Raw genomic sequence first — 11,561 nt, 5'->3', positions numbered from 1 at the left:
CCAAAGTAGTCCAAGATTTTGGACGCATCCCCGGTGGGTCAATTCTGCGTGGACATCAACAACGCTCGGCCTCAATCCGTTGTTTCGCAACGCGAAAAACGCACAGTGCGTCGTCGGATCAGGGGGGGGCGAGCGTCATCGGAGGTGTGAAGGGACGAATGTCCGGCCTTCGATTGATGAATTGTCAGGTCGTGATTCGGTGCGATCCAGAGGCCTGATCTGCTTCTGTAATGAACCCTGTGCGTGCGTGACGACGCCATTCATCATCGTGAAAGCAACGTTGATCCGGCCGATGTCGTGCTTGCGTACTTCGAACAAATTATCCTCAAGGACAATAAGGTCTGCTCGCTTTCCCGCTGTCAGAGAACCAACTTCGTGCTCCAGCCGAAGCTGATAAGCGCCATTGATCGTATATGCGGCGATCAGCTGAGGGATACTCAGACGTTCGTTGATGTCTGGGAGAACCGGGGCATCGGCCTCGCCGGCCAGTTGTCTCGTATAGCCCGATTCAATATGTTCCACTGGTCGATGCTGGCACCGACACTGGCATACCAGACCATCCATTCCGATCGACACGGTCACTCCTTCCTCAACGAAGGTCCGGAACTTATACATATTGCTCCAGCGTTCCGTGCCGTAGTGCTCGCGAATGAGTTCGGTATACAGATCCACTACCCCCCATTGGAGTTGGGTGTTCGCCATGACCCCCAGCCTGCGAAACCGCGGGATGTCGTCGGGGTGGGTCAGAAACGCGTGCGTAATGACGTGGCGACGATCTCGCGACGGATTCGTCTTGTTGACCAACTCGAATCCGTCGAGCGCCGTGCGGACCGCTGCATCGCCGATGCAATGCACCATCACATCGACACCTTCCTTATCCGCTTGCAAGACAAGGCGGTTGAAGTCAGCGATCGGCATCATTGGCTCGCCGCAGGTATGAGGTCGGTCGGCATAGGGAGCGAGTAGATAGGCCGTGTGATTCGCTTCGCTGCCGTCCAGAAACAATTTCAGTGTCTGCGCCCTGACCAGAGGGGAGTTGTATTTTTCGCGATATTCGAGGAGCGTCTCTACAGGATCGTGGGTGGGCCCTAGTGCGCAAAAACTGCCCACGACGCGTAACCTCAGGTTGTCGTCGCGTTCCAGCGTTTGCAGCGTCTCGTACAGCAGCGTTTGGTCACCGCCCGGGTCGAGGAACCCAGCGTCAAATACGGTCGTAATACCGGCAGCCGCAAGCTTTTCCTGCCATACCGAAATAGAGCGCAAGTAAAGGTCGATGCCTTTGGGAAGGTAGCCAGCGTCCGTGAGGCGCCCCATCAGTAGTGCATACGCACCGCCGTCAATGACGACACCAGTCGGTTCTCCCGTTGCGGCATCCTTTTCGAACCAACTCGCCCCTTCCTCGACTGGCGGCGTATCGGCATCGATTTGCGCGATTTCGAGTGCTTTTGAATTGACCCACATGGTGTGAAAATCCGTCGACAAAAGGCAGACGGGGCGGTCGGCACATACCGCATCCAGCGTCTCCTTACGAAGCATTCCAGCTGGGATCGTCGCCTGAATCCACCCCATCCCCGTGATACACTTTTCGTCCGGATGAGATTCGACGTATTCACGGAGCGCCTTGATAACTTTGTTCGGGTCCTCATAGTTCACCGACGCTTGGAAAGCGAATGCGGTTGTCGAGAAATGCCAGTGAGATTCGACGAAGCCCGGTAATATCAAGCGTCCACCGACGTCGACGATTTTTGTATTTGGCCCACGAAGGGTCAAGGCAGTGAGTTCGTCACCGACGTACGCGATGCGGTCGCCATGGACCGCGATAGCCTCCGCCCACGGTTTATGCGGATCGACTGTATAGACCTTCGCATTTCTGAATACTACGTCTGCGAATGCCGGGATTGCCCCCGAGCGTTGAATCTCGTTCATTCTTTGTCTCTGTTAGTTTTACCGACCCGCTCATTGCTGGCGCCGTCCCAGCCTTGGCGACCTACAGTGTGCGGTAGATGACCTTCGCGACACTCGAGACTTCCTTGCATCGATGTCGTTCCGATCACACTTACTGTTTTACTGGTGAGTTTCGCGCGCCAAATCGCTGACGATTCGCGTGCAGTTTCAGAAACAAACGAAATGTAGTTAGCGAGGAAGGGGCGGTCTGCCCCCTCTTGGGGGGGCAAAACTTGAAATGTCACAGGACGCGGGCGGTCTGGCGCTGACGTTTTTCGAGATCAGGCCGATGGGATTACCTGCCCGGAACACGGTGGTGTCGAGCCTTCGCGGCGGACCAGGTCAGAAATCGAACATGTGCTTGAGTGCACGTTTGGAGAAACAGATTCTCATAATGCTTAAGAATCTGGTTCCTACCCCGAGAGACGGTTATCGTTGGATGAGGTAAGCTGATGTGTTCTACGCTACACACCGCGACAACGATGTATCCACCGGCATCTTCCGTCTCGAGGCACCTTCAACAAGCGGTTTCGATTTCGCCGCACGCGTTGGGCGAGCTCGTTCGCAGTATCGGCACGCCGAGTTTCGTGTCGACGCTCAATGCTCTGCTCACGAGCAATGTTGCGGCCGACGCGGTTCATCTGGAGCGCACCCGTCCAGATCCCGCTAGCGCGACTGGTTTCTCGACTGAATGGATCGGCAGCGCAGGTGAGCAATACGATCTGATCTGCGAGGTAATGAGGGAGTATTACAAATATTATAGCCAGAGCGATCCGCTCTTTTCGGCTTTGCGCGGCGTGGTTGGGACACAGCTGATCCAACGGGACGTCACCGCGATTACCGATCAGGATCTGATGAAGCATGTCTTCGAGCCGGGACGAGTGGCCCAGGAATGTGTCTTATCGCACGGTACGCGTGTCGAGCAATACTCGCTTGCACTTGTTCGAATCGACGGCAAGCCAATTTTTACGCTCGCGGAAATGATGCTGTTGCGTCAGATGGGTGAGTTTCTGTTCCCTCTCTTTGAGGTCCATTGCAGAACCACTGCTGCACGTCGGATCAGTACTGTCCAGGGCGGTTGGAGTGCGCTGTCGAGGTTTGATGAGCGGATTGCTAATCAGAAAATTCGCCTTTCCCGCCGAGAGTATGAGATTTGCAAATGCCTTCTTTCAGGGCAAACGATTCCTGAGTGTGCGCAGAGTCTCGATCTTCGGACATCGACTGCCGAATCGTATGTCAAGCGAGCGTTCGCGAAGCTTGGTGTTCGGACCAAATGGCAACTACTGCAATGGGCCCACGACAGTTGACGGTGGAGGGAAATCCCTCTCATCACCTGATGTGAGATGTCGCAGGTTGCTCCGACCGTATATATCGTGGATGACGATACCTGTTCGCGGACGTCATTGTCTTGGCTGTTGGCGTCTGTAGACATACGGCCTATCGAATTTGAGAGTCCATTAGATTTTCTGACGCGCTTTGAGATAAGTGCGCCGGCTTGCATCGTGCTCGACGTACGCATGACATTACCGAGGAGCAAAACGACAGTCGCCGGTGTGTGCTTCGCCCGATCCGGGAGAGGATGTTTGGCTTCGATGGCTACCAGCGTCTCGTCAGCAATCTCGCGTCAGATGCGGGAATTACTGGGCAACTGGAGGCGCTGTTGCCGTTGCTCCAGGACGTATTGACGAAGGCACTGGAGGAATTGCAAGGCGATGCACAGAACGTGCAGTATCAGGCGCAACGTCGAATTTTGGCTCGCGTCGTGTGATCATCGCCATCGTCATCAACTCACTCAGCAATGTCGCGACACACTACTTGCGGCGCTGTGTTTTCTCATGGTCGGAATCGAATGCGAGTATTTCGCTTGGGGTCACGTTCAGCGCTTCGGCCAGCACGCGGATATTGTGAGCGCGATTTTCCGCTGGTCGCGTTCGATCTTGCCGACATTCGACCGCGCCAGGCCTGACTCGAGCGCAAGCTTTTCATACGACCAGCCTTTCGCCTCGCGCAGTTCCACCAGTCGTTTTCCAAACAACTTTGCCGGTCGCGCCAGCGTTGCATCCACCTAAAGCGCTATCGAAGACGCTCTCGGAGAGTGATCGCACCACGGACCGCAGGCGTTCAGGATTGTACGAAGCCGAGAATCGGCGAGCTTTGCCCCTTCAGGCAAACATCGAGCGCGCGTAAGCCACCAGGCGAGGCACGATCTCTTCCTCCATTCGCTCCACTGTCCAGTCGCGCTTGGAGCCGGACACCACCATTGCACCAAGCACGTGACCATCGGAATCGACGATCGGCGTCGCGACGTTGAGGTCAAACATGACCGATTGTTGATCCGTGAAAGCGTAGCCCTTTTCGCGCGCGTCGACGATGATCTGTTGTAGCTCACTTTTGTCTGTAATCGTGAACGGCGTGAGTGGTTTGGGCGCGCTCTGTGCGAGTACGGCTTGGAGCCGATCGTTATCCAGCGTCGAAAGAATCGCGCGCCCGCCCGAGGTGCTGAGCGCCGGTAGCCGTCGGCCAACGTAGACAGTATGGAAGTCGGCGTGCGGATAGCTCTGGACATGCAGCAAGTGAACGATGTCTGCTCCCGCGAGTATGCAGAACGAGCAACGCTGGCCGCAATCGTCGCGCAATTGCACGAGACGTGGCCATATCGTCTTGATAACGCGGTTGCTCATCTGAAAATTGAACAGCATGTCGAGCGTCTTCACAGTCAGCCGGAAGGTCTTGTGCCTCGCATCTTTCTCGACGTAGCCGCATTCCATCAGCGTGTCGACGATTCGCTGCACGGTCGCTACCGGGAGTCCGGTTAACCGGTGCAGTGCGGTCAGGGTAGGTACCGAGTTGGCGGGCGTGAACGCTTCAAGTACCTGGAAACCGCGCGCGACCGACGAGATGAACAACGGATCGTCCTCATCTTCTTCGGGGGCAGGCAATGCATCCTTGCCCTCGGCAGGGCGCGATACCGCGCGCGACCAGGTCTGGATCCTGAGGCTGGACAGCGCACGTGCAGTGGCAAGTACGGGCTGAACCACCTGGCTTATCACATCCTCCTCGTTCACTTCGCCAAGCCATCCGGATACCGATACTGCGGCAAGACACGCTCCATCCGCGCCGAACACGGCGGCACCGATCGTCCCTTCGTCATGGACGTTGCTACCCGCTTCGAAGACGTAACCGCGCGCGGCTGCGTCCGCCAGCGTGCATTCGTGTGCGGCCTGCTCATCGGGCGTAATGGCACGGTCGGGCGCCTCTGCCAGCTCGGCGATCCGTTGAGCGAGGGCCTTGCCTGACAGGGTCGACAGCATTGCGCGTCCGGGCGCGGAGGTGAGTGTGGGCAAGCGCTCGCCGATCGGCGCCATGGTCCGTGAATGGGCGGCGGACGGCACGCGCGCGATGTTGACGATATCCGCTCCCTGCATCACCCACAGGTCCGCGCGCAAATTCGTGCGTGCGCTCAGATCGACCAGCGCCGGAACGGCCAGATCAATCAGGTGATTCGTGCTGAGGAAGGTGTGCGCGATGCACGCGCTCCGGTATGTCAGCGAAAGCGCTGACGACACCTCATCGCGATGCAGATACCCGCAACGCACGAGGGTATGCGTGATGCGTTGCGCGCTGCTGCGGTTCATGCCGGTCAACGCGGCGATTTCGGCAATGCGCAGATCGGGAGCCGCGGGGCCAAACGCCTCAAGCACCGCCAGCGCTTTGCCCAGTGCAGCGATCCGAGAACGATGGTCTTCACTCATTAGGGTTTCCTCTACTGGCTGCAAAAAGCGATTGACATCGACTTTTGATCGAACAATGATTGCGTCAATCTAATTGCAGTAATAATAATCGCATGGCGGTAAAACGTCAAGTGTTCACAGCAAAGCCAAGGAGCAACACCGTGTCGATGTCCATCAACAGAGTCAACGAACCGGCCGCGCGACAGACTGCGCGGATCCTCGGCGGCTCCCGCGCCCGCAGCAATGCGGCGCCGGTTGCCGGCGCCGCAAACTCGTCCGCCGCGCATGGCACGCCCATTATCGACGTGCGCGCCGCTCACAAGATCTATCCGGGCGACGCGTCCGGCGTTGCCCACGCGCTGAAAGGCGTGTCCCTATCGATCAACGACAACGAGTTCTTTACCTTGCTCGGGCCGTCAGGTTGCGGCAAGACGACGTTGCTACGTCTGCTGGCCGGGTTCGAGGAGCCTTCGTCGGGAGAAATCCTGTTGGCCGGCGAGCCGGTCCACGCGCTGCCGCCGTATCGCCGTCCGGTCAATACGGTATTCCAGCATTACGCGCTGTTTCCCAACATGACGGTGGCTCAGAACATCGCGTTTGGCCTGCGTATGCTCAAGCGCAGCCCGGTCGACATCAAAGGGCGTGTTGTCGAGATGTTGGCGCTCGTCAAGATGGAAAAGTTCGCCGACCGGCACGCCAACCAGCTCTCGGGCGGACAGCAACAACGTATCGCACTCGCCCGGGCGCTTGCGCCGCAGCCGCGCGTGCTGCTGCTCGATGAGCCGTTGTCCGCGCTCGACCTGAAGTTACGCCAGGCAATGCGGCTCGAACTGAAGAGCTTGCAGGAAAAGACCGGCATCACGTTTGTCTTCGTCACGCATGACCAGGAAGAGGCCCTTGCGATGAGCGATCGCATTGCCGTAATGTCGGAGGGCCTCGTGCAGCAGATCGGTACGCCTGAAGACATCTATGACCGGCCCGCCACCCGCTTCGTCGCGGACTTCATCGGCGAGAACAACATGCTGGCGGGACATGTCACGGAGCGAGGCGCCGGATTTGTGCGGGTCGCGGTGCCCGAGGTCGGCGAATTCGTGGCGGCTCCGCACGACGATTACGCGGTCGGCGATGCGGTCACGGTGGCGATTCGGCCCGAGCGGCTAGCCTTCGCCACGGGGTCCGTATCGGTCGGTCCGCGGATCAAGGGCGAGATCGCCGCCACGGTCTATCTTGGCACCGACACGGCCTGTCACGTGCGGCTTGGCAACGGCCAGCGCATCGTGGTTCGCGATATGACTGGCGGCTGTCACGCTGGCCGTTCGCAAATCGGTCAGCCGGTCTGGCTCGACGTTGCCGTGAACGCGGTTAACCTGCTGAGGGGCTGAGATGCTGCAAACAGACCTTCCCCAATCGACACCGCTCATTGCCACCCCCAGTCAATTGAGCCGTCGCGAACGGCGCTTGCAACTCGTCAGTCTGCTGCCGGCGCCGCTGATGATCGTGGTATTTCTGGTGGCACCGCTGCTGTTGGTGGTGGCGTATTCGTTCATGGCGGCGAACGGCTACGGCGGTGTGCTGCATCAATTCAGCCTCGACGCCTATGTCCAGCTCCTGTTCGAGCGGAATCTCGACGATAGTCTGAGCTTCACCAACGCGTATCTGATGATCGCGTTGCGTTCGATTTCGGTTGCCGGCATGACGACGTTGATCACGATGCTGGTCGGCTTTCCGGTCGCGGTGTATATCGCGTTGCAGCCCGCTGCCCGGCGCAACCGGCTGATTCTGTGGATCACGATTCCGTTCTGGACCAACCTGCTGGTGCGCACCTATGCGTGGATCCTGCTGCTGCGCGATACGGGTGTAATCAACGGCGTTCTGCAGGCGCTGGGGATCACTCACCATCCTATCGCCATGCTTTACACCGACGGCGCGGTGCTTGTCGGTCTCGTCTATACGTATGCGCCCTTCATGGTGCTGCCGATCTACTCGAGCGTCGAGAAGATGGACATTCGCCTGATCGAGGCCGCGCATGATCTGTACGCGACCAAAACCCAGGCGCTATTGCGCGTCGTGCTGCCCGCGGCCGCGCCGGGCATTGTCGCCGGCTGCATGCTGACCTTCATTCCCTGTCTCGGCGCGATGATCGCCCCCGAATTGCTCGGAGGCGGAAAGAAAATGATGCTCGGCAATCTGATTTACCGGCAGTTCACCGAATCACGCGACTGGCCGTTCGGTTCCGTGTTCGCCGTGGTGCTGCTGGTAGCCATCGTCACGGCCGGCGCGCTGATTTCGCTGGTTCGATCCAGTCTTGCCGCATCCCGTGCACGGAGTCCGCAATGAGCTTTTTTCAACGGCCAGCCCGATTTCGCGCGAACCATTTCAGTGGTTTCGGCGCGATCACCGGGGCGTTCTATCTGTACCTGTATGCGCCGATCGTGGCGCTTGTGGTCCTGTCTTTCAACGGCAGCACGTCGGCCACCGTCTGGAAATCGTTCAGCCTGCAATGGTATGAAGTGGTCTTCCAGAATACGGCGTTGCGCGATGCGGCCCAGAACAGTGTCGTGATTGCGCTTGCCGCGGCATCGCTTTCGACAGTGCTCGCGACGATGGCCGCGCTTGCCATCGCGCGCCGAAAGCGCACGCGCACCACCGCGATGTCCGAGCGGCTCGTCATGCTGCCGCTGGTCTTGCCCGAGATCGTGGTCGGCGTGGCGACATTGGGATTTTTCAGTGCGATCGGACTCTCGCTCGGCGCGGGCAATCTGATCATCGCACACACGGTGTTCTGCATTCCGTTTGCGTACCTACCTATCCGCGCGCGTCTTCAAGGGATGGATACGCGCCTCGAACAGGCGGCGATGGATCTTTATGCACGCGAATGGGCCACGTTGCGCTATGTGACGCTGCCGCTGTTGATGCCGGGCATCGTGTCGGGTCTGATGCTCGCCTTCGTGGTCTCGCTCGATAACTTCATCATTTCAGTACTGGTCGCGCAGGCCGGTTCGACGACTTTGCCGATCTTCATTTTCGGCCTGATGCGGATGGGCGTCACACCCGACGTCAACGCGGCTTCGACCATCATTCTCGCGGTTTCGGTGGCACTGGTCGTTGCGGCGCACATGATCGGCAATGGTGGCCGTAAGCGTTCGTAGTCCATTTCTACACGGCAAGACATCACACCCAACGGAGAGGTCATGAAGAAATTTCTGAGCACCACCGGCGTCGTTTTCGCCTGCGTTGCCCCAGCCATGGTTGCGAATGCTGAGGGTAGCCTGAACCTGTACACCTGGTCCGGCTACATCGCACCGGATCTGATTGCCCAGTTTCAGAAGCAGACCGGCATCAAGATCAATATCGACAATTACGATTCCGAGGAGACTCTGCTCGCAAAACTCAAGCAGGGCGGCGCTGGATACGACCTGGCCGTGAGCGGTCAGGAAATGGTCCCGGTGTTGGCGCGCGAAGGTCTGATCCAGAAAATCGATGCAACGAACATTCCGGGTTACAACAATATCAATGCGCGCTTTCGAAAGCCCCAATGGGATCCGGATGGCACCTATTCCGTTCCGTATGTCTGGGGCACGATGAGCTTCGCGGTAGACACGGGTGTGTACGGCGGTGACATCAATAGCTGGAAGGTATTGTTCGATCCACCGGTGCAGTTGCGCGGGAAGCTCAATATGTTCGATTCCCCCAACGACGCCATCGCGGTGGCAGCGTTCTACGTCGGCGTGCCTTTCTGCAGCGAAGATCCGAAGCAGATGCAGAAAGTGCTGGACGTGCTCAAGCAGCAGAAGCCGTTCGTGAAAACATACAGTTCGAAGGCCGGGGCGATTCGCGAATCGATGGTGTCCGGCGAAATCGCCATGTCGGCGATCTGGAGCGGTACAGCGCAACGTGCGACTGATCTCAAGCATTCGATCCGCTATGCGTATCCCAAGGAAGGCTCGATCGCTTGGGTTGACAACGTGGTGATGCCGAAGGGGGCGCCGAACCCCGAAAACGCGAAAAAGTTTATTGCGTTCCTGCTGACACCGAAGGCAGCGGCCATGAATACCAACTTCCTGAAATATCAGAACGCGATCGACGGATCGGATGCATACGTGGCTGCCGACGTGAAGGGTGCACAAGCCATGAATCCGCCAGCTGGCACAAAACTGGTCTTCGAGCAGCAAGCTTGTTCGGCACCGGCGATCCGCCTGCATGACCGGATCTGGACGGAACTGCTCAAGTAATTGAAGGTTTACGCGACTGAGCTTATCTGTAATTTTTCATAGGGTATGTATTTAGTATGACTATTCAATTATCCCTTATTGATCGATCTGCCTGTGAGGTGGTCGATATGCTTCGCAGCGAAGCGATCAGCCCGCACGATCTGCTCGACACGCTGGCCGCGCAAATGGATCGCGTCGAGCCGCATGTCAATGCATTGCCGATCGTGTGCTGGGAACGTGCGCATGAGCACGCCGACGCGCTGCTGCGCAAGCCGGTCGCCGAGCGGGGGTTGCTTTGCGGATTGCCGGTGCCGATCAAGGATCTCTCGGCTGTCAAAGGGGTGCGTACCACCTATGGCTCGCGAGTGTACGAGGACTTCGTGCCTGGCGCGACGGACGCGACGCCCACGCGTATCGAAGCGAGCGGCGGCATCGTCTACGCGAAATCCAACACGCCGGAATTCGGCGCGGGTGCCCACACGATAAACAAGGTGCTGGGATTGACGCGCAATCCGTGGAAGCTGTCGCGCTCGGCAGGTGGTTCGTCCGGCGGCGCTGCAGCGGCACTTGCTTCTGGAACCGCCTGGGTCGCGCACGGCTCGGATCTGGCCGGCTCGCTGCGTACGCCGGCGGCATTCTGCGGTGTCGTCGGGTTGCGGCCGACGCCAGGCCGGCTCGCGTCCGGGCCGGCACCCGATCCGTTCGACACGATGGCGGTCCAGGGGCCGATGGCGCGCAATGTGGCCGACACGGCGCTGTTGTTCGACGCGATGTGCGGCACCGACAGCCGTGCACCGCTCTCGATGCCGAACCCGCCTACACCGTTCCTCGATCATGCACTGCGCCCTCGCAAGCCCGCACGGGTGGGTTACAGCCCAGGCCTCGGCATTGCCGAGGCGGAACCCGAAATCCTGGCGATTTGTGCTACGGCGATGGACAGTCTTGGTCGAGCCGGCATCGATATCGATCTACCGACTATCGACCTGTCGAAGGGTACCCGCGCATTTCATGTGCTGCGCGGCGTGTCCTATGCCACCTATCTGGCCGACGAGCTGGCGGCGCATCGCGGGTTGCTCAATCCCAATGTGATCGGAAACATCGAGTATGGTCTGTCGCTCGATGGCCCGTCGATTGCCGAGGCACAACGCACGCGCGGCGCGTTGTTCCACCAGATGATGGCCCTGCTCGACGAATACGAGGTCGTGATTTGTCCGGCCTCGATCGTTCCGCCATTTCCCGTCGAAGAGACTTACGTGACCAGCGCTGCTGGCCGGCAGTTCAGTACGTATATCGACTGGCTGGCGATCACTTATGGATTGACGCTGCTGGGACTTCCGGTGATCTCGATTCCCTGCGGCATGACGAGCGATGGTTTGCCGGTGGGGATTCAGATTGCGGGCCGTCCGCGCGGCGAAGCGGCGTTGTTGTCGGTTGCGGCGGCGATCGAGGCGATCATCGGCAAATGGGCCACCCAAGAGCGCGAACTCGATTCGCTGATGCGTACCAACGCCTGATTTTAAGCGGAACGGCCACGCAATCGAGCCGGCCCGCGCAGATCCGTGCTTTATCCGGGCGCGTCCATTTAACGTCATGGTCTTTGCCGACTACAGATGCGCTGGCAACGGACGGGAATGGAATCGCTCCGGATCGGAAGCGTTTCTCAAGACCATGGCGA

General features: G+C 58.8%; 9 protein-coding genes and 1 pseudogene. 7 read left to right on the top strand and 3 right to left on the bottom strand.

Annotation, left to right across the window (positions count from 1 at the left end; genetic code table 11):
- Positions 1-135 precede the first annotated feature (135 nt).
- On the bottom strand, positions 136-1,926 hold the full coding sequence (locus JYJ84_RS07380) for an amidohydrolase (protein ID WP_175220797.1): 1,791 nt from the start codon (positions 1,924-1,926) through the stop codon (positions 136-138).
- A gap of 605 nt (positions 1,927-2,531) precedes the next feature.
- On the opposite strand from JYJ84_RS07380, the gene JYJ84_RS07375 reads away from it, so the two are divergent.
- On the top strand, positions 2,532-3,251 hold the full coding sequence (locus tag JYJ84_RS07375; RefSeq protein ID WP_236027382.1) for a helix-turn-helix transcriptional regulator: 720 nt from the start codon (positions 2,532-2,534) through the stop codon (positions 3,249-3,251).
- Positions 3,252-3,523: 272 nt separating this feature from the next.
- On the top strand, positions 3,524-3,712 hold the full coding sequence (locus JYJ84_RS07370) for a hypothetical protein (protein WP_236027381.1): 189 nt from the start codon (positions 3,524-3,526) through the stop codon (positions 3,710-3,712).
- 43 nt (positions 3,713-3,755) lie between these two features.
- Here the strand turns inward: JYJ84_RS07370 and JYJ84_RS07365 are convergent.
- Together JYJ84_RS07365 and JYJ84_RS07360 are read right to left on the bottom strand one after the other, a co-directional pair.
- Positions 3,756-3,979: pseudogene (locus JYJ84_RS07365) on the bottom strand (helix-turn-helix domain-containing protein).
- Positions 3,980-4,106: 127 nt separating this feature from the next.
- Positions 4,107-5,696: an IclR family transcriptional regulator gene (locus JYJ84_RS07360; RefSeq protein ID WP_175220801.1), complete on the bottom strand. Its 1,590-nt coding sequence runs from the start codon at positions 5,694-5,696 to the stop codon at positions 4,107-4,109.
- 146 nt (positions 5,697-5,842) lie between these two features.
- Between JYJ84_RS07360 and JYJ84_RS07355 the strand changes: the two genes are divergently transcribed.
- The 5 genes from JYJ84_RS07355 (at position 5,843) to JYJ84_RS07335 (ending at position 11,400) form a co-directional block, all read left to right on the top strand.
- The gene (locus JYJ84_RS07355) at positions 5,843-7,057 is read left to right on the top strand and encodes an ABC transporter ATP-binding protein (protein WP_175221198.1); all 1,215 of its coding nucleotides are present in this window, start codon (positions 5,843-5,845) and stop codon (positions 7,055-7,057) included.
- A gap of 76 nt (positions 7,058-7,133) precedes the next feature.
- The gene (locus JYJ84_RS07350) at positions 7,134-8,012 is read left to right on the top strand and encodes an ABC transporter permease (RefSeq protein ID WP_205182723.1); all 879 of its coding nucleotides are present in this window, start codon (positions 7,134-7,136) and stop codon (positions 8,010-8,012) included.
- A 95-nt stretch (positions 8,013-8,107) separates the two neighbouring features.
- On the top strand, positions 8,108-8,824 hold the full coding sequence (locus JYJ84_RS07345; RefSeq protein ID WP_205182721.1) for an ABC transporter permease: 717 nt from the start codon (positions 8,108-8,110) through the stop codon (positions 8,822-8,824).
- A gap of 42 nt (positions 8,825-8,866) precedes the next feature.
- Positions 8,867-9,907: an extracellular solute-binding protein gene (locus JYJ84_RS07340; protein WP_175220807.1), complete on the top strand. Its 1,041-nt coding sequence runs from the start codon at positions 8,867-8,869 to the stop codon at positions 9,905-9,907.
- Positions 9,908-10,014: 107 nt separating this feature from the next.
- Positions 10,015-11,400 carry an amidase gene (locus JYJ84_RS07335; protein ID WP_240201840.1) on the top strand — a complete coding sequence of 462 codons (1,386 nt, stop codon included), beginning with the start codon at positions 10,015-10,017 and terminating at the stop codon, positions 11,398-11,400.
- The last annotated feature ends 161 nt before the right edge of the window (positions 11,401-11,561 follow it).

The organism is Burkholderia sp. LMG 13014, from assembly GCF_905232215.1.
Taxonomy (GTDB): Bacteria; Pseudomonadota; Gammaproteobacteria; order Burkholderiales; family Burkholderiaceae; genus Burkholderia.
Note: the sequence above shows the minus strand (reverse complement) of the source record. Positions and strands in the feature narration are given on the sequence as shown.